The 18,178-nt window shown below is 67.1% G+C and carries 15 protein-coding genes; 12 read left to right on the top strand and 3 right to left on the bottom strand.

The window, feature by feature from the left end; all coding sequences use genetic code 11:
* Nucleotides 1-1,329: hypothetical protein (locus tag J6595_RS19370; RefSeq protein ID WP_209596815.1), on the top strand; the 1,329-nt coding region annotated here is incomplete at its 5' end.
* 56 nt (nt 1,330-1,385) lie between these two features.
* Nucleotides 1,386-3,608, top strand: a complete 2,223-nt coding sequence (locus J6595_RS19365) for a CHASE2 domain-containing protein (RefSeq protein WP_209596814.1) — start codon at nt 1,386-1,388, stop codon at nt 3,606-3,608.
* A 49-nt stretch (nt 3,609-3,657) separates the two neighbouring features.
* On the opposite strand, the gene J6595_RS19360 is transcribed toward J6595_RS19365, so the two are convergent.
* A complete protein-coding gene (locus J6595_RS19360) occupies nt 3,658-4,899 on the bottom strand; it encodes an amidase family protein (RefSeq protein ID WP_209596812.1) in 1,242 nt (413 codons plus the stop codon).
* 145 nt (nt 4,900-5,044) lie between these two features.
* Complete coding sequence (locus J6595_RS19355) at nt 5,045-5,968, bottom strand: LysR family transcriptional regulator (protein WP_209596810.1); 924 nt, start codon at nt 5,966-5,968, stop codon at nt 5,045-5,047.
* 449 nt (nt 5,969-6,417) lie between these two features.
* Between J6595_RS19355 and rutA (J6595_RS19350) the strand changes: the two genes are divergently transcribed.
* From rutA (J6595_RS19350) to J6595_RS19305, 10 genes are all read left to right on the top strand, one after another.
* On the top strand, nt 6,418-7,497 hold the full coding sequence (rutA, locus tag J6595_RS19350) for a pyrimidine utilization protein A (protein WP_209596808.1): 1,080 nt from the start codon (nt 6,418-6,420) through the stop codon (nt 7,495-7,497).
* Between the two features lie 171 nt (nt 7,498-7,668).
* Nucleotides 7,669-9,330 carry an ABC transporter substrate-binding protein gene (locus tag J6595_RS19345; RefSeq protein WP_209596806.1) on the top strand — a complete coding sequence of 554 codons (1,662 nt, stop codon included), beginning with the start codon at nt 7,669-7,671 and terminating at the stop codon, nt 9,328-9,330.
* Between the two features lie 23 nt (nt 9,331-9,353).
* A complete protein-coding gene (locus J6595_RS19340) occupies nt 9,354-10,325 on the top strand; it encodes an ABC transporter permease (protein ID WP_209596804.1) in 972 nt (323 codons plus the stop codon).
* Between the two features lies 1 nt (nt 10,326).
* A complete protein-coding gene (locus J6595_RS19335; protein WP_209596802.1) occupies nt 10,327-11,337 on the top strand; it encodes an ABC transporter permease in 1,011 nt (336 codons plus the stop codon).
* A gap of 9 nt (nt 11,338-11,346) precedes the next feature.
* Complete coding sequence (locus J6595_RS19330) at nt 11,347-12,339, top strand: ABC transporter ATP-binding protein (protein WP_209596800.1); 993 nt, start codon at nt 11,347-11,349, stop codon at nt 12,337-12,339.
* The gene (locus J6595_RS19325) at nt 12,336-13,388 is read left to right on the top strand and encodes an ABC transporter ATP-binding protein (protein ID WP_209596797.1); all 1,053 of its coding nucleotides are present in this window, start codon (nt 12,336-12,338) and stop codon (nt 13,386-13,388) included. Before J6595_RS19330 ends, J6595_RS19325 begins: the two co-directional genes overlap by 4 nt.
* 4 nt (nt 13,389-13,392) lie before the next feature.
* Nucleotides 13,393-14,142: an SDR family NAD(P)-dependent oxidoreductase gene (locus J6595_RS19320; protein ID WP_209596795.1), complete on the top strand. Its 750-nt coding sequence runs from the start codon at nt 13,393-13,395 to the stop codon at nt 14,140-14,142.
* A 55-nt stretch (nt 14,143-14,197) separates the two neighbouring features.
* The gene (locus J6595_RS19315) at nt 14,198-14,950 is read left to right on the top strand and encodes an SDR family NAD(P)-dependent oxidoreductase (protein WP_209596794.1); all 753 of its coding nucleotides are present in this window, start codon (nt 14,198-14,200) and stop codon (nt 14,948-14,950) included.
* Between the two features lie 29 nt (nt 14,951-14,979).
* Nucleotides 14,980-16,050, top strand: a complete 1,071-nt coding sequence (gene rutA / locus J6595_RS19310; protein WP_209596792.1) for a pyrimidine utilization protein A — start codon at nt 14,980-14,982, stop codon at nt 16,048-16,050.
* A gap of 113 nt (nt 16,051-16,163) precedes the next feature.
* Complete coding sequence (locus J6595_RS19305) at nt 16,164-16,661, top strand: flavin reductase family protein (protein ID WP_209596790.1); 498 nt, start codon at nt 16,164-16,166, stop codon at nt 16,659-16,661.
* A gap of 108 nt (nt 16,662-16,769) precedes the next feature.
* Here J6595_RS19305 and J6595_RS19300 read toward each other — a convergent pair whose 3' ends face one another.
* On the bottom strand, nt 16,770-18,152 hold the full coding sequence (locus J6595_RS19300) for a M20 family metallopeptidase (RefSeq protein ID WP_209596827.1): 1,383 nt from the start codon (nt 18,150-18,152) through the stop codon (nt 16,770-16,772).
* Between the last annotated feature and the right edge of the window lie 26 nt (nt 18,153-18,178).

Genomic DNA, 18,178 nt, shown 5'->3' with positions numbered 1-18,178 from the left:
ACGAGCGGCGTCGGCGTCAATATCGGGTCGTTCTTCGAAGGGGGCGACGGCGCTTTGCAGTTCAACTCCGGCTCCGGCAGTGGCCGGCGCGGCAGCTATCGCACGGCGAGCGCCGCACCCTCGTCGTTGTTTTCCGGGGCCGTCGCGACGGCAGCGGGCCCTCAGGGCGGCAGCGAGGTGTTCGGCCCGAACGGCGAGAACCTCGTCGTCACCCGCGACATCGAGACGGGCGAATACTTCCGGGACCTGCGCGCCGATGGCAGCGTTGGACCGGTGTTTTCGACCATTCACGTCCTCAACCTTGGCGCTGAGACGCCCGCCGCGGCCTACGCGGCCGACAACGGTACGAGCCGGTCGCTCGGCGGCGTGACCCTCTCGGGATTTGCGGCCGGGACGGCGGAGGGCTTTTTGCCGGGGATCACCGAAGGTGGTTTCGGCTCGGTCGGCGGTACCAGCGGCCGCGACCCCTCCGCCATGCGCATCGCCTTCGACGATGCCACCAACTCGATCGGCGGGTACCTGGAAATCACCAATTCCGAAAACGGGGCGACGCTGCATGTCGGCTTCGGCAAGGGCATCGACGGCAACCCGTATGACGGGCCTTCGGCCTATGTCACCGACGACATGTATGGAGCCGCGCGTAATCTCGACCCGGCCGAGACCTATCTGGACGTCTCCACGCCCACAGGGGTGCAACGCTTCTATCAGACACCGCAGGAGAACAACCGGACCTACCTCGTCTCCGGAGATTCGGTTCCGCAGACCTCGCTCTTGCCCGATGGCCGGCTGTGCGATTGCGAGTTCCTCGAATGGGGATGGTGGGGAACGCAGGTAAAGCCCTATGACAACGCGTCGGGCTCCCAGATCGGCCTGGCGAGTGTTCATCTCGGCAACTGGGTCGCCGGCGACATTTCGACTCTGGCGGAGGTCGATGCCGCCGTCGGCAGCAACGTGGTCGCCACCTATTCCGGCAATGCCGTCGGCAGCGTGATCAACGGCGCCGCCAACTATGTCGCCTCCGGCAGTATGGATATGGAGTGGAATTTCGGCGCCCGCAGCGGCGCGGTCGCGATCGGCGATTTCGACGGGCGCAACTTTGCCGGAACTCTGGACCTGCCGGGCGGGGGCAACGGCTATCAGGGCTTCATCAGCGAAGCCTCCGACGGCGGCGCGAGCGGTGTCCTGAGCGGTGCCTTCGTCAATGACGGTGCGGACGCGCTGGCAGGCACGATCGGCAATTTCAACGTCGAGACCTCGAGCGGTGGCTGGTCGGCGACGGGAGTCTTTGCCGGCAGCCGGACCCTCGACGACATCGGCGTGGCGAACTGACGAAGTCCGATAAGAGCCGGAGAAATGGCTGAGGCGTGGGGAGGGAAGCGCCGGCGATGATCTCTCCGCGCAACCGAGCGAGCGGCGAGCGCCGCAAGGGCTATGTCATCTGGGCCGTCGGCCTGCTGACGCTTCTCGTCGGACTGTCGGTCTCGGCCTTCAGCCCGGTGACGATCCTCGACCGGCTGACCGTCCTCGTCTTCGACGGCTATCAGCGGGCGCTGCCGCGCGAACAGGCCGGCGCGCCGGTCGTGGTCGTCGACATCGACGAGGCGGCGATCGCACAATTCGGGCAATGGCCCTGGCCGCGCACGATGCTCGCCCGCATGGTCGACCGGCTCGGCGCGCTCGGCGCCGCCAACATCGCCTTCGACATGGTGTTTCCCGAGCCCGATCGCACCTCGCTGAACCGGATCGTGGAGGAATTGAAGCGCAGCGGCACCGAGCTCGCCCTGCCCGAGGCGCTGGCCGATCTCGACAATGATCGGGTGCTCGCGGAGGCTTTTGCCCGCAACAAGGTGACCGCCGGCATTGCGATCTCCAACGAGACCGACGGGGCGCTCGGGCCGCCAAAGGCCGGTTTCTCCTTCGCCGGTGCCGATCCGAAGAGCTTCCTGCCGCCCTATCGCGGCGGGGTGACCAACATCGCGCCCCTTGACGCGGCGGCGGCGGGGATCGGCTTCTTCTCCTTTCCGCCGGGCCGCGACGGCATCGTCCGCGAACTGCCGATCGTCGCGAATGCACAAGGGGCGCTTTATCCCGCCCTTGCAGCCGAGGCGCTGCGGCTTGCGCAAGGGGCCGGCAGCTACATCGTCAGGAGCACCGGGGCGAGCGGCGAGATCGACAGCGGACGAGCGGCGATGACGGCCCTGAAGGATGGCGGCCTCGAAATTCCGACCGGCCCGCTCGGCACGATCTGGATCTATTATTCCGGCATGCCCGACCTTCCGGTGATGTCCGCCGCCGCGCTCTTCGATCCGCAGGAAGAGGCGCGCCTGGCCGCCGCGATCGCGGGACACATCGTTCTCGTCGGCACCAGCGCCGTCGGCCTGCGTGATCTCGTCGCGACGCCGATCGCCGCCTCGATGCCCGGCGTGATGGTCCATGCCGAGATCATCGACCAGATCATGGGCGAGACGTTTCTCTCGCGGCCGGACTGGGCCGAGGGAGCCGAAACGCTCACCGCCTTCGTTCTCGGCGTTCTTCTGATCGTCACCGTGCGCCGGGCCGGCGCCCTGATCTCGTCCGCGATCACCGTTGGCCTCGTCGTCTCGGCATTGGCGATTTCCTGGATCGCCTTCGAGCGGGCGCGGCTTTTGATCGACCCGGTGCTGCCGGCGATCACGGTGGCGACGGTCTTTGCGGTGACGATGCCGCTGCTTCTCCTGATCACCAACCGGGAGAAGCTCTTCGTGCGCGACGCCTTCAAGCGCTACCTGGCGCCGACCCTCGTCGAGCGGCTGGCCGACAACCCGCAGGCGCTGGAGCTGGGCGGCGAGGAGCGCGAGCTGACGGTCCTGTTCTCCGACATTCGCGGCTTCACCGCCTTGTCGGAAAACCTCACCCCGAGCGAATTGACGACGCTGCTCAACACCATCCTCACGCCGATGACCGACATCCTCCTGCGGGGGGAGGCGATGATCGACAAATATATCGGCGATGCGATCATGGCGTTCTGGAACGCGCCGCTGGAAATCTCCGACCATCGGCGCAAGGCCTGTCTGGCGGCCCTTGCCATGGTGGAGGAACTCGGCGCGCTCAATCGCGGCCGCGACGAGCCGCTGAGGATCGGGATCGGGCTGAACACCGGCCCCTGCTGCGTGGGAAATCTCGGCTCGACCAAGCGTTTCAGCTATTCGGCGATCGGCGACAGCGTCAACGTCGCCTCGCGCATCGAGGGGCTGACCAAGACTTACGGCGTTTCGATCCTCGTCTCCGAAAGCGTCCGCGAGGGGGCGGAAGATCTCGCCTTCCTGCCGGTCGACCGGGTGAAGGTGGTCGGCCGGGCGCAGCCGCTGCCGGTCTATGTGCTGATGGGCGATGCCGAGCATGCGCGCGATCCGGCCTTCCTCGCATTGTCGGCGGCCCACAGCCGGATGATCCGCGCCTATCGCGCCGGCGATCTGGCGGGCCTCGAAGCCGCGCTCGCCGAGCTGACGCGCCTCAATGTGCCGGAACTCGCGAAGCTCCACCAGATCTACCGCGAACGCTACAGCGAGCTTTGGGAGAGCCCGCCCGGCGATGGCTGGGATGGCGTGACGGTGGCGCGCGAGAAGTGAGCCGGCTCACGACGGGAGCGAAGGGGCGCGGGACGGTCGTCTGCCAGCGTCAGGCGCAGCAGAATTCGGCCGCCGCCGTCGGCTTCGGCCGCAATCTCTGACCGACGAGATGGGCGATGGCGAGCGCGGTGCGGTCTTCGTCGCGGCGGCAGATGATCGAGACGCCGATCGGCATGCCGTCCGGGCCGCAAAGACCGGGAACCGACACCACCGGCACCTGCATCAGCGCCCAGATGGTGTTGATCGCGATGGCGCCTGGATCCTCGGGGCCGATGGGCGCCTCGCGATCGGCGGAGGGGGCGAGAAGCGCATCGACGCCCGACTGGATGAGGTCGAACTCGGCGCGGCAGGCATCGGCGAGCTGATAGGCGGCGCGGGCGCTGCCGGCGCTGGGTCTTGCTGCCGCCGCGAAAGAGCCGACGATGCCGCCTTCGCGGGCTCGGATCGTGCGGTAGGCCTCCCTCAGGCCATCGAACAGCGGCGGCAGGCCGATCTCCACGATCTCCGCGCCCGCGGCCCGCAGCCGCGCCGCGCCCCGCCTTATGCCCTCGCCGACGGCCGGGTCGCCATCGGCCGCGCCGGGGGGATCGATGCAAAGACCGAGCCGCAGCCCGGCGATGCTGCCGGGGCAGGGGGCCGCGTCGATCCTGCAGACATCGGCAATCAGTGTGAAATCCTCGGCCGAGCGGGCGAAGAAGCCGACGGTGTTGCAGGTCGGCGAACGGCCGTTGAGCCCGTCGGCCGGAACGCTGCCCCAGCTCGGCATATAGCCGTAGATGCCGCAATAGCTCGCGCCGCCGATGGCCGAGCCGCCATGCTGGGTGGCGACGCCGATCGCCGCCATGCCAGCGGCCACCGCGGCCGCCGAGCCGCCGGAGGGCTGCCCCGGCGACCGGTCGAGATCGCGCGGGTTGCGCGGGGCGCGCCCGCTGCCCGTGCCCGTGCCGGTTCGTGTCTTGCCGACGACGACGGCGCCCGCGCGCCGCAGCGCCGCCACACAGGCCGCCTCGGCGCCCGAAGGCTCGCGAAGGCCTGGAACCGGCGGCATGTCGCTCGTCGCGATCACGTCGTCGACGGCCACAGGAACGCCCGCCAGAACGCCGCGCGGCGACCTGCCGGAGAGGGCCGCGGCCTCGGCATCGAGGCGAGCCGGGTCGAAATGGCCAAAGGCGGCGACCTGCGGCTCGTGCCGGGCGACCCGGGCCAGGGTCCGGCGCAGAATATCGCCTGCGCTGCGCCGCCCGGCCCACACATCCCGGCTGATTGCACTGGCGATCATGTCGTCGATCATGCTGCTCTCATGCCCTTCCTCGCGCCGCCGCGCCCGCCGCCCTGGAAACTGTGGCATGCCGGGCGGGAACGCGCAGCGCACGTTTCCCTCACGACCCGGTTGAGATTTTCTCAAGCGGGAGAAGTGATGCCGCATCAGCGATCCGTCAGACGACGTGGACGTGGTCGTTGTGGCGCACGGTCTCGATGAGCCAGTCCTTGAAGGATTGCAGCGCCGTGCGCCCTTCGGTGCGCCATGGCGAGAGGAGATAATAGCGGCTGCGCACGGGATAGGGCTCGCTGATCGCCACGAGCTCGCCCCGGCGCCTCGCCTCCTCGATGAGCAGCGAGCGACCGAGAATGATGCCGACGCCGGCCTTGGCCGCGTCGATCGCCGTGCCGGACTGGTTAAAGCGCGGCCCGTGCTTCACGTCCGGCCGGGCAATGCCGAATTCGCCGAGATAGCGCGGCCAGTCGGGTTCGGCGCCTTCCTGCACGTCGTAGGCCCTGTCGACATGGACGAGCGTCGCCTGTGAAAGGAGCGCGCGATCGTCGCCGCCGAAACGCGCCTTGAGGGCAGGGGAGGCGACCGGGATCGTCTCTTCTTCCAGCAGCGGCTCGACCTGGCAGTCCATTTCGCAGCGCCAGTTGCAGATCTTGAGGTCCGTATCCTGGGTTTCGGCCTCCTTGCGGGTGAGGAAGGAGCGCACGCTGAAATCGACCTCCGGTTCGCGCGCCATGTATTCGTTGAGCTTGGGCATCAGCCAGAGCGAGGTCACCGATGTCGAGGCGGCGACCGAAAGCTGCGAGCGCAGGTCCTCCTGCGAACCGCCCAGCTCCACCATGGCGGTGTCTATGAGATCGAGGGCCTGGGAGATGCGCAGGAGGTTCGCCCGTGCCTCCGGCGTCAGGTCGATCCGGTTGTTGCGGCGCACGAAGAGGCGGACCTGGAGGAAATCCTCGAGCTGGCGGATCTGGTGGCTGACGGCGGTCGGCGTCACGCAGAGTTCGTCGGCGGCCTTCGAGACGCTGGCATTGCGCGCTGCCGCTTCGAAGGCACGCACGGAATTGAGGGGCACGCGTTTTCGCATCGACTTTCCCTATCCTGCACAAGGCAATGCCGATCAGGGCGGCGATCGTGACGACCGGCCAGGGTTTCGATGAAGACGTGACGTTCCCGGCGGGCGGGCTCGCAACACGGTTTGCCGCCGCAGGCAACGAGCCATGCCGCCGTGGTCGGCTCTCGATCCTCTGGCCGCTCCATAGGAGCATGCAAACGGGCGGCAGGCGAGTGAAATAAGCCTCATTTAACGTCGCAAAGTGCTGAAAGTTTTGGCAAAAGCCGTTCAAAAACTGGACAATGTGATCGATGGAGGGCATTGCACGCGGCGCCTGTAAAAGCTGCTCCCTCGCGCTCGATCCGCCGGGATGACCGGGCTGAGAAAAACTCAGCCGCAGCCATCAAATCCGTCGATTGCGCCGCAGCGCGACAAACGCACACAGTCCCGACCTGACGCGACGAACAAGGGAACTTGCGCAAATGGACATGGGCGTTTTCATCCCCATCGGAAACAATGGCTGGCTGATCTCGAAGACGTCTCCGCAGTACATGCCGAGCTTCGACCTCAATCGCACCGTCGTTCAGAAAGCGGAGGATTACGGCCTCGATTTCGCGCTCTCCATGGTCAAGCTGAGGGGGTTTGGCGGCGAAACCGAGTTCTGGGACCACAATCTGGAAAGCTTCACCCTGATGGCGGCTCTCGCGGCCGTCACCAAGCGGATCAAGCTGTTCGCCTCGACCGCGGTCCTCACCCTGCCGCCGGCGCTGGTCGCACGCATGGCCACCACCATCGACAATGTCGCGCCGGGGCGCTTCGGCATCAACATCGTCTCGGGCTGGGCGCCGAACGAATACACCCAGATGGGCGTGTGGCCCGGCGACGACTATTTCAAGTATCGCTACGAGTATTCCAGCGAATACTGCCAGGTGATGAAGGACCTCTGGGAGACCGGCCAGTCGGACTTCAAGGGCAAGCATTTCCAGATGGACGACTGCCGGATGCTGCCGAAGCCCTCCGGCAAGATCGAGCTCGTGGCGGCAGGCCAGTCGGATACCGGCATGGCGTTTTCCAGCCAGTATGCCGACTATTCCTTCGTCCTGGGCACCGGCGTCAACACGCCGACGGCCTTCGCGCCGACCGCCGAGCGCCTCGCCGCCGCGGCTGCCAAGACCGGCCGGGACGTCGGCGCCTATGTGCTGTTCATGGTGATCGCCGACGAGACCGACGAGAAGGCGCAGGCCAAGTGGCACAGCTACCGCGAAGGCGCCGACATGGAAGCGCTCGCCTATATGGGCGTTCAGGGCGCGGCCGACAGCTCGTCCGGCGAGACCTCGACGGCGCAGGCGATCAACCTTCCCGAGGGCGCGGTCAACTTCAACATGGGCACCGTGGTCGGCTCCTATGAGAGCGTCGCCGCGATGCTCGACGAGGCCGCCAGCGTCCCGCATGTGAAGGGCATCATGCTGACCTTCGACGACTTCGTCGTGGGGATGGACCAGTTCGGCCAGCATATCCAGCCGCTGATGAAATCGCGTCAGCTCAAAGCCGCGGCCGAATAGGGCGCCATTCGACGTGACCCGGCGCCCGCCCGGCAGGACCGGGCGAGCCGGAGGCGGCGGACGAGAGATCCGCCGGCCTGAAGAATTGCCGATCCAGACGTCCCGATTGTGCCCGATTCCCGGGCTTGACCGGCAGGTTCGCGCCTGGCCGCGTGAGGAGCATTTCGTGTCATGAGCCAAACGCCCCGCTTTCCGATCGATCGCCGCCGGTTTCTGGCGACGGGCGCAGCGTCCCTCGCCGCGACGGCGGGGCTCGGCAGCCTCGGTTCGGCGCTTTCTTCCGTCCCCGCTCTTGCCCAGGGCAAGCCGCTGGTGATCGCGGCGCCGGCGACGCCCCAGTCCCTCGACAGCGAGTTCGACGGCTCGCTCGGCACGATCGACATGATCGGCTGTCTCTACGACAGCCTGATCGCCTTCAAGACCATTCCCGACCCGGACGCGCCGGAGATCCTGCGCGAGGACGTGGCGAGCTATCCCGAGCTTCCCGGCGGCATCAACGCCGTCGGCAAGCTCGCCGAGAGCTGGACGGCGGGCGAGGACGGAACTTGGGCGGAGTTCAAGCTGCGCAAGGGCGTCCTGTCCAACTGGGGCAACGAACTGACCGCCGAGGACGTGGTCTGGACATGGGCGCGCAAATTCGCGCTCGGGGCGATCGGCGGCTTCTTCACCAAGCTCCTGGCCATGAGCGGGCCGGACAACATCGTCGCCGTCGACAAATATACGGTGCGGTTCCAGCTGCCGCAGGCGAGCCCGCTTCTGATGAAGCTGCAGCTCAACCTCTACAACAACATCCTCGACTCGACGAAATGCAAGGAAATGGCGACGAAGGCCGACCCCTGGGCGCGCGATTTCCTGGCCAATGAGAGCGCCGGCTTCGGCCCCTACCGGATCAAGCTTCTCGCCCGGGGCCAGCAGGTCGTCCTGGAGGGTCGCAGCGACTATTATGGCGGCGCCCCGGCGATCGCGCAGGTGCTCTACAAGGAGGTGCCGACCTCCGCGACCCGCGTTTCGCTGCTCCAGGGCGGCGCCGTCGACATCGCGCAGACGCTGCAGCCGCTGGAGATCGAGCGCCTCAAATCCGTGCCCGGGGTCAAGTCGGAGACCGTTTCCGCCTCGCCGATGTTCTGGGTCGAGCTGAACACCAAATTCGCGCCCTTCGACAAGGTCGAGGTGCGCCAGGCGATGAACTACGCCTTCCCGACCAAGGAGGTCCTCAAGACCATCTTCCGTGGCACGGCGACGGCGATGGACGGCACCATGCCGGCAATCTATCCCGGCTTCGTCGAAGACACAGCGGCCTATTCCGACGATCTCGACAAGGCGCGCGAACTCCTTGCCAAGGCGGGCCTGCCGGACGGGTTCGAGACCACCCTCGCCTACAATGCCGGCGATCCGATCCAGGAGCCGATGGCGATCCTGTTCCAGACCGCGCTGCGCGACATCGGCGTCAAGGTGTCGTTGAAGAAGATCCCCGCCGGAACGTTCTTCAACGAGGTCTCGGGCCGCACCCAGCCGATGATCTTCTTCACCGACACGCCCTGGTGCCCTGATCCGCTCTATTCGATGCAGCTTTATTTCGACAGCAAGACCTTCTCGAACTACGGCAACTACGCGAACGAGAAGGTCGACGCGCTGCTCGCCGAGGGCGCCGTCACCGCCGATACGAAAAAGCGCTTCGCGCTGATGGACGAGGTCCAGAAGATCGTCGGCAAGGAAGCGCCGTGGATCTTCATCGCCTATCCGAACTTCACGGTGAACCGGCGGGCCAACCTCAAGGGCTTCACCTACTACACGTCCAACAACATGCGCTTTCAGGACATGTCCTTCGGCTGATGCCGCCCGCAAGAGGTCCCGCCATGGTCGCCACCGACAGCATGATGCGTGATGCGGCAGCCCCGGTCAGAGCCCCCAGAGGCCGGGCGCGCGGGGCGCTGGACTTCGTCGTCACCGTCGCGCGGCTGCGGCCGGGCTTTGCCGTCGGCTACGTCATCATCGCCGTGGTGCTCCTTCTCACCGTCTTTGCCGGGGTGATCAGCCCCTACGACCCGGTGCGCGCCGACCCCGCCGCCTATCTCGAGCCGCCCTCGGCGGCCCACTGGATGGGCACCGACAATACCGGCATGGATATCGCCACGCGGATCATCTACGCGCCGCGCATCGATCTCGTCATCGCCCTCCTGGGAACCATGACGTCGGCGCTGATCGGCACGCCGCTCGGCGCGCTCGTCGGCTATTACGAGGGACGGCGGCGACATCAGGCGCTCCTGGCATCCGCCGTCATGCGCGTGGCGGACGTGTTGCAGGCGTTTCCGGTCTTCGTCTTCGCGATCTGCCTCGTCGCCGTGTTCGGCCAGTCGATCGCCTCGATCGTGGCGGCGATCGCCTTCGTATCGATCCCGATCTATCTGCGGCTGATGCGCACCCAGGTGCTGACGCTTCGCGGCATGCGTTTCGTCGAAGCCGCCTATGTGGCCGGCGCCTCCGACATCACCATCCTGCGGCGCCACGTGATCCCCAACGCGATCGCGCCGGTTCTCTCGCAGCTCTCGGTCAATATCGGCTGGTCGATCCTGATCACCGCCTGCCTCAGCTTCGTCGGCGCGGGCGTCGAGGCGCCGACGCCCGAATGGGGCTCGATGATCGCCGCGGGCTTCCAGAACGTCATGACCGGGCAGTGGTGGCCCTCGGTGTTTCCGGGCCTCGCCCTCGGCCTCACGGTTTTCGGCTTCGCCCTCATCGGCGCCTCGATCGAGGTTCTGGCCGATCCCGTCGCCCGCGGCCGCCTCCTGCGCGAAGCCGGGCGCCGCGCCAGCCCGGCGGGAGACTGAGATGCAGATCCTGCGCTATATCGCAAGACGGCTGCTGTTCGTGATCCCGCAACTGATCGGCATCGTCGCCATCAGCTTCTTCCTGATCAAGCTCATTCCCGGCGATCCGGCCGTCCTGATGCTCGGACCCAACGCCACCGCCGACGCCGTCGCCAATCTGCGCAGCCAGATGGGCCTCGACCAGCCGCTGGTGAACCAGTTCTTCATCTATCTCGGCAATGTGGCCCGGGGCGATCTCGGCATGTCGTGGCAGACGGCCAATCCGGTTCTGACCGACCTTCTGCAACGCTTTCCCGCGACGCTGGAACTGGTGACGCTGAGCCTTCTTCTGGCGCTCGCCATCGGCATTCCGCTCGGCGTCGCCTCGTCCATGCACAAGCGCGGTGCGCTGCGCCGCTTTGCCGACGGATACGGGCTTTTGGCCGGCGCGCTGCCCGATTTCTGGCTCGCCCTCGTCCTCATCTTCGTTTTCTATTCGGTGCTGCAGATCGCGCCGGCGCCGCTCGGGCGCTTCTCCTTCATGCTGATCCCACCCGAAACGATCACCGGCTCGGTTCTGATCGACAGCCTGATCGAGGGGCGCTTCGACGTGTTCTGGTCGGCGCTCGGACATCTGATCCTGCCCGTCCTCACCCTCGGGCTCGTCAATGCCGGGCCGATCCTGAAGATCACCCAGTCGACCATGGACCGGGCGCTCTCCTCGGACTACATCGCTTTCGCCAGGCTCAGCGGGCTGCCGCGCAGGACCGTGCGCGCCCAGGCCTTCCGCGCCTCGCTTCCCAACATCATCACCATCGTCTCGGTGCTCTACAGCTTCCTCATCGGCTCGGCGGTGCTCGTCGAGATCGTGTTCGGCTGGGGCGGGGCCGGACAATACGCCGTCGCGGGCGTTCTCAACGCCGACGTCAATCCGGTGCTCGGCTTCGTCCTGTTCGCTGCGATGCTTTCGCTGGTCGTCTATCTCGTGGTCGACCTTCTCTATTTCGCGCTCGATCCCAGAACCCGCGTCTAGGAGATGGCCATGGCCCTTGCCCGAACCATCGAGAACGAGGCGCCGGTGATCGCCCTGCGCAACCTCACCGTCGCCTATCCCCGCTATGGCGGCGAGCCCCGCACGGCGCTGGCCGGGATCGACCTTGCCATCGATGCCGGCGAGATGGTCGGCCTCGTCGGCGAGGCAGGCGCCGGCAAGACGCTGCTTGCCCGCACAATCATGGACGCGATCCCCGGCGATGGCCGGCTCGTCTGCGGCGAGATGGACTATCGCGGCGCGCCAATCAGCCGGATCGGCCGCGACGACAGCCCGGTGCGGCCCGGCCGCGACATCGCGATGATCGTGTCCAATCCGCGCAACGAGCTCAACCCCGTCCTCACCGTCGGCACGCAGATCACCAATGTGATCCGCCACCATCTGCGGCTCGGCAAGGCCGAGGCGCGCGAGCGGGCGCTCCAGATGCTGCGCGCCGTCGCGATCCCCGATCCGGAACGCCGGCTCGACGCATGGCCGCACGAACTCTCCGGCGGGATGGCCCAGCGCGTCGTCATCGCCATCGCGCTCGCCTGCAATCCCGGCCTCGTCATTTCCGACGACGCCACCTCGGCGCTGGACGTGACGGTGCAGCGGCAGGTGCTCGACCTCTTCAAGGCGCTGGTCGAGGACAAGGGCGTCGCGGCGCTTCTGATCACCCGCGACATCGCCGTCACCGCCCATTACTGCGACCGCATCGTGATCCTTTACGATGGCGAGGTGGTGGAGGACGCGCCGCGAAAGGCGTTCTTCGACCGGCCGCACCATCCCTATTCGGTTCTCCTGATGGCCGCCTTCGCCCACAGTGTTTCGCTGCGGCGCCAATGGACCGCCGCCCCGCTTAAGACCGCCGCTTCGCCAGCCTGCCGCTTCGCCGAGCGCTGCGTGCGCCGTCAGCCGCGCTGTATCGCAGAGGCGCCGGCCCTGCGCGACGTCGCGCCCGGGCGCCGCGTGCGCTGCCACTTCCCGGTGGAGGCCGTGGCATGACGCTTCTCACCGTCTCCGGCCTCGTCAAGCATTTCGCCATATCCGGCTCGGCCAAGCTGGTGCAGGCGCTGAACGGCGTCGATCTCGAGATCGCGCGCGGCGAGACCCTTGCGCTGGTGGGGGAATCGGGATCGGGCAAGACCACGGTCGGCCGCTGCGTCGTCGGTCTGATCGAGGCGACAAAGGGCAGCATCGTGTTCGACGGCGAACCGATGACGACGGCCCGCAACATCCGCCACCCGGAGGTGCGCGGCCGCATCCAGCTTCTGTTCCAGGAGCCGATGGAATCCTTCAATCCACGTGAAACGATCGCGCGGGCGATGATGGAGCCGCTGATCTATCTGGGGGTTTCGGGTCCCGACCGGGTGAAGCGGCTGCGCGAGGTGCTCGCCCTCATCGGCATTTCCGAGCGGGTGGCCGAAAGCCTGCCCTCGGACCTCAGCCCCGGCCTGTTGCAGCGCGCGGCGATCGGGCGGGCGATCATGTCGAAGCCTGATCTTCTCGTCCTCGACGAGCCGACCTCGGCGCTCGATCCGACCTCGCGCGCCGAGATCGTCGATCTCCTGATCCGCCTCCAGGCGGAGACGGGGATCGCCTATCTCTTCATCTCCCACGATCTTTCCACGGTGCGCTTTCTCTCGAGCCGGATCACCGTTCTCTATCTCGGCTCGGTGATGGAGACGGGACCGGCGGAAGAGGTCTGCGCGCGGCCGCGACATCCCTATTCGGTCGGCCTGATGGCCTCCGTCCTGCTGCCGCATCCCTCGCTGAAGGCGCCCGAGCGGCTGAAGCTGGAGGGCGAGATCCCGAGCCCCGTCGATCTGCCGCCGGGCTGTCCTCTCGCCTCGCGCTGCCCCTTCGTCGAGCCCGCCTGCCGGACCGCAAAGCCACCCGCCGAATATCCCGCGAAAGGACATCTCGTGCACTGTATCAATCACGAAAAGGTCGCGGCTCTCGACGAGAGCATCGATCAGTTCAGCGAATTTCGCGCGATCTCGGACCGGATGCTGTCCGTTGGCGCCCCGACCGCGCCGGCATGGGCGGGCTGAGGCGATGACCGGCAAGCTGAAAGGGCGCACGGCCCTCGTCCCCGGCGGCGCCAGCGGCATCGGCCGCGCCATCGCCAACCTCTTTGCCAGCGAGGGCGCCAAGGTCGCGATCATCGACCTCGGCACGGCCCTGCCGGACAAGGTTCGCGCCGAGCTCGAGGCGATTGGCGCTGACTTCCACTATGCCGCCTGCGACGTGACCGACCCCGAAGGCGTCGCCACTGCGCTCGATGAGATCACCACAGCGCTCGGCGCGCCGACGATCCTCGTCAATGCCGCCGGCATCGACGAGGTGGCACCGCTCGAGGATGTCAGCCTCGCGCTTTGGAACCGGATGCTCGCCGTCCATCTCACCGGCACCTTCCTCGTCACCCAGGCGGTGCTGCCGGCCATGCGCGCGGCCAGATGGGGGCGGATCATCAACCTTGCCTCGCAGCTCGGCCATCGCGGCGCGCCCGGCATGGTGCCCTATTGCGCCGCCAAGGCCGGCATCTTCGGTTTCACCAAAGCGCTCGCCCACGAGACGGCGGAGGCCGGCATCACCGTCAACTGCCTCGCCCCCGGCCCGATCGACACGCCTCTCGTGGCGAGCCTGCCGCCGGAGGTGGTCGATGCCGTGGTGGCCCAGCTGCCGATGAAACGTCTCGGCCGCGTGGAGGAAGTCGCGGGCAGCGCGCTTCTCCTCGCCAGCGAGGAGGGCGGCTTCTACACCGGCGTCTCGCTCAACATGAATGGCGGCCATTACATGATCTGACGCCGCCGGGCGGCGCCCCGACCTTCTCATCATCGCGTAGGGAGACCCAACCATCATGGACCTTCAAGGCCGTAAACTCCTCGTCACCGGCGCCCAGCAGGGCATCGGCGAGGCCGTGGCCCGCGCCGCGGCAAAGGCCGGCGCCGATGTCGCCGTCAACTATCTCGACGATGCCGACGCCGCCGAGGCCATCGCCGCCGACATCCGCGCCCTCGGCCGCACCGCCGTGACGCTTAGGGGCGACGTCGCCGATCTCTCCTGCCACGCCGCGCTGGTCGCGGACGCCGCCGAAGCGCTGGGCGGGCTCGATCTCCTTTGCAACAATGCCGGCGTCTATCCGCGCCAGCCCTTTCTGGAAATGACGCCCGAGACCTGGGACACCACGCTCGGCATCAACCTGCGCGGCACCGCCTTCATCGCCCAGGCCTTCGCCCGAAACGTCAAGGCGAGCGGCGCGGCCTCGGCCGCCATGGTCTCGATGTCCTCGCTCGCGGTGCAGGGCTGGGTGGATTCGGCCCATTACTGCGCCTCCAAGGGCGGCATCATCGGGCTGACCCGCGCCCTCGCCATCGAGCTGCGGCCCCTCGACATCCGCGTGAACTGCATAGCGCCCGGCGTCATCGACACCGCGCAGCCGCGTGGCGGCTACTCGGAAGAAGCGCTGGCCGAGCTCGTCAAGACGACGCTGCCGGCGCGCATGGGCACGGCCGAGGAGGTCGCCGACATCGCGGTGACGCTCCTGTCCTCGAAGGCGAGCTTCGTCAACGGCCAGACCATCCACGTCAATGGCGGCGCCTTCTTCGCCTGATCGTTTCCTTCTGTTCTCGGGATTTCGTCATGGATATCGGTGTCTTTCTTCCCAATGGCCGCAACGGCTACATGGTCTCGACCGCTTCCAAGCAGTTCGATCCGACCTACGCCATGCATCTGGAGGTGATGCGGCAGATCGAGACCTACGATCTCGATTTCGGCCTCTCGATGATCAAGTTCCGCGGCTTTGGCGGCGAAACCGGCTACTGGAACGCCTGCCTGGAAGGCTTCACCCTGACCGCGGCTCTGGCCGCCGTCACCACCAAGGCGAAGATCTTCGCGTCCTCGGCCATCCTGACGCTGCCGCCGGCGCTGGCCGCGCGCATGGCGGCGACCATCGATTCCGTCGCGCCGGGCCGCGTCGGCATCAATATTGTGACGGGCTGGCAGCCGGCGGAATATTCGCAGATGGGGCTGTGGCCGGGCGACGAATATTTCGGCCACCGCTACGACTATGCCAGCGAATACGTCACCGTCCTGCGCGATCTGTGGGGCGAGGGGCGGAGCGACTTCAAGGGTGAGTTCTTCCAGATGGAGGACTGCGTCCTGTCGCCCCGCCCGACCGGCAATGTCGAGATCGTGGCGGCGGGGCAGAGCCCGCGCGGCCTGCGCTTTGCCGCCGAGCACGCCGATTACGGCTTCACCTTCTGTACCGGCATCAACACCCCGACCGCCTATGCCGGCACCAATGCCAAGCTCGCCGAGGCCTGCGCCGAGACCGGAAGAAGCGTCGGCTCCTATGTGCTCGTCATGATCATTGCCGACGAGACCGACGCTCTCGCCGAGAAGAAATGGCAGAAATACGTCGACAATGCCGACGACGCCGCGCTCGGCTGGATGGCCGAGCAGAGCGGGCGCGACAAGAACGCCGACGAGACGTCGAGCTCCAAGCGCATCAATCTTCCGGCGGGGCGGGTGAACATGAATGTCGGCACCCTGGTGGGCAGCTATGAGAGCGTTGCAAGGATGCTCGACGAAATGGCCACGGTGCCGGGTACCAGCGGCGTGATGCTCTCCTTCGACGACTACGACACCGGCGTCGAGGTGTTCGGCCAGAAGATCCAGCCGCTGATGCGCAGCCGGCAGACACACGCCTGACCCGTCGGGCTGGCGACGCCCCCCATCCTTGAGGAAAAGACCACAATGCGGCATCCAGACCCGCGCCGATTGCCCCCCTTCCAACGCCACGTCACGCTCATGGGAACGCGCACATGACGATTGCCGTCGAACTGCCGCAGGATCCCGCCACCCTGCGCAACGCCTTCGCCTCCTTTCCGACCGGCGTCACGGCGCTTTGCGCCATGATCGACGATACCCCGGTCGGCATGGCGGCGGCCTCCTTCACGCCGGTCTCGCTGGAGCCGCCGCTCGTCTCGGTCTGCATCCAGAACACCTCGTCGACCTGGCCGAAATTTTCCGGCGCCGCACGCATCGGCGTGTCGGTCCTCAGCGACTGCCATGACCGCGCCGTCAAGAGCCTGTCGGCCAAGGAGGGCGACCGCTTCGCCGGTGTCGCCTGGACGAAAGGCGAGGGGGGCTCGATCTTCATCGACGGCGCGGCGGCGCAGTTCGACTGCTCCGTCCACGCCGTCGTCGATGCGGGCGACCATCAGATCGTCCTGATGCACATCCATACGCTGGGGGTCCGACCGGAGATCGAGCCGCTGGTGTTCCACGGCTCGCGGCTTCGCAAGCTCGTGCCGAGCTGAGCTTCGCGCCTGAGAGCGGTCCGCCCCCGGCTTTCATGCAAACGTCGGCGATCAGCTCGTCAGAGACCGTTGCGGTCGTCGGCGCTTGGTTCCTTGGCGCTTATTGCTTCAGGCCGGCGATCGCGGCTCGCCGATGTCCCAGAACAGGCCGGTCATCAGGTCGAGCGCCGAGCGGCAGGTCGGAAGCAGGACGTGCTCGTTGGGCGCGTGCTGCGAACAGCCGGGATAGGAATGCGGCACCCAGATCGTCGGCAGGCCGAGAATGTCGGTGAAACTGTCGTTGGGCAACGAGCCGGCGAGGTTGGGCTGGATGACCGGGGCCATGCCGGTGGTCGCCTCGATCGAGGCGGCGACGCGGGTGACCCAGGGGTGGTCCGGATCGAGCCGCGTCGCCTTGAAGAACACCCGATCGGCCGGGCTGACCGCGACGTCGGAAAAGCCATGCGCATCGAGATGGCGCCGCAGCGCCGGCAGGATGTCGTCGGGGTCGGTGCCGACGACGTAGCGCAGCTGGCAATGGGCGACGGCATGGCCGGAAATGGCGTTGACCGGCGCCTCGGGCACGCCGGATTTCATCGCGAGGACGGCGAAGGAATTCCAGCCGAAGACGCGTTCGGCGGGCGTCAGGCTCTCCTCGCCCCAGTCCTCGTCGATGGGCGGCTGGCGGGTGCCGAGCGGGCAGGCGGCGATCGCCTCGCGGATCGCGGGCGTCAGGCTGGTCGGGCGCCATTCGGGGATCAGGATCTGGCCGCGCGCGTCGACGATGGCGGCGATCGCATGGGCGAGACGGGTCGCAGGGTCCTTCAGGAGCCCGCCCCAGTTGCCGGAATGATGGGCACCCTCGCGATAGTCGATCCTGAGGTCGAAATTCACCCCGCCGCGGCTGCCCATGAACATGGTCGGCCGGTCCGGCTGGATGCGCGGCCCGTCGGAGGCGATCAGGACGTCGGCGGAAAGCCGCTCCTTCTCGGCCGCGAAGAACTCGGCGAGCCCGGCCGAGCCGGCCTCCTCGGACATCTCGATGACGACCTTGAGGTTGAAGCCGAGACGGCCGCGCTCGGCGATGACGGTCTTCAGCGCCATCAGATTGATCAGATGCTGGCCCTTGTTGTCGGCCGTGCCGCGGCCATAGACGCGTTCGCCCTCGACGACCAGACGGAACGGCGCGAGCCCCTCGCGCCACTGGTCGGTCTGGGCGCGGATGACGTCGCCATGGCCATAGGTGAGGACCGTCTCGAAGCTTTCGTCCTCGATCCGCTCGCCGACGAGGAAGGGGCCGCCGCGCGGGTCGGTGTTCTCGAAAAGCTGCGTGGAGCAGCCGAGGCTTTCGAGGAACGGCTGCATCTCCTGAACGAGATAACGCTTCAGTTCGGCCTTGCGGCCGGGGTCCTGGCTCTCGGTCTCGTGTTCGACGAGACGGGAGAGATCGGCGAGGAAGCCGTCCTCGAAATACTCGGAGATGCGCGTGAGCGCTCCTTGTTTGGTGCCCATCGCAGTCTGCCTGTCCGTCGTCATGT

It is taken from the genome of Jiella mangrovi (assembly GCF_017815135.1).
Taxonomy (GTDB): Bacteria; Pseudomonadota; Alphaproteobacteria; order Rhizobiales; family Rhizobiaceae; genus Jiella; species Jiella mangrovi.
The sequence above is the reverse complement of the archived record's forward strand: the minus strand, read 5'-3'. Positions and strand labels throughout refer to the sequence as shown.

Excerpts from the sequence above, each read along its gene's own strand:
- J6595_RS19365 (WP_209596814.1), top strand. The coding sequence starts at position 1,386 with ATGATCTCTCCGCGCAACCGAGCGAGCGGCGAGCGCCGCAAGGGCTAT.
- J6595_RS19360 (WP_209596812.1), bottom strand. The coding sequence starts at position 4,899 with ATGATCGACGACATGATCGCCAGTGCAATCAGCCGGGATGTGTGGGCC.
- J6595_RS19355 (WP_209596810.1), bottom strand. The coding sequence starts at position 5,968 with ATGCGAAAACGCGTGCCCCTCAATTCCGTGCGTGCCTTCGAAGCGGCA.
- rutA (WP_209596808.1), top strand. The coding sequence starts at position 6,418 with ATGGACATGGGCGTTTTCATCCCCATCGGAAACAATGGCTGGCTGATC.
- J6595_RS19345 (WP_209596806.1), top strand. The coding sequence starts at position 7,669 with ATGAGCCAAACGCCCCGCTTTCCGATCGATCGCCGCCGGTTTCTGGCG.
- J6595_RS19340 (WP_209596804.1), top strand. The coding sequence starts at position 9,354 with ATGGTCGCCACCGACAGCATGATGCGTGATGCGGCAGCCCCGGTCAGA.
- J6595_RS19335 (WP_209596802.1), top strand. The coding sequence starts at position 10,327 with ATGCAGATCCTGCGCTATATCGCAAGACGGCTGCTGTTCGTGATCCCG.
- J6595_RS19330 (WP_209596800.1), top strand. The coding sequence starts at position 11,347 with ATGGCCCTTGCCCGAACCATCGAGAACGAGGCGCCGGTGATCGCCCTG.
- J6595_RS19325 (WP_209596797.1), top strand. The coding sequence starts at position 12,336 with ATGACGCTTCTCACCGTCTCCGGCCTCGTCAAGCATTTCGCCATATCC.
- J6595_RS19320 (WP_209596795.1), top strand. The coding sequence starts at position 13,393 with ATGACCGGCAAGCTGAAAGGGCGCACGGCCCTCGTCCCCGGCGGCGCC.
- J6595_RS19315 (WP_209596794.1), top strand. The coding sequence starts at position 14,198 with ATGGACCTTCAAGGCCGTAAACTCCTCGTCACCGGCGCCCAGCAGGGC.
- rutA (WP_209596792.1), top strand. The coding sequence starts at position 14,980 with ATGGATATCGGTGTCTTTCTTCCCAATGGCCGCAACGGCTACATGGTC.
- J6595_RS19305 (WP_209596790.1), top strand. The coding sequence starts at position 16,164 with ATGACGATTGCCGTCGAACTGCCGCAGGATCCCGCCACCCTGCGCAAC.
- J6595_RS19300 (WP_209596827.1), bottom strand. The coding sequence starts at position 18,152 with ATGGGCACCAAACAAGGAGCGCTCACGCGCATCTCCGAGTATTTCGAG.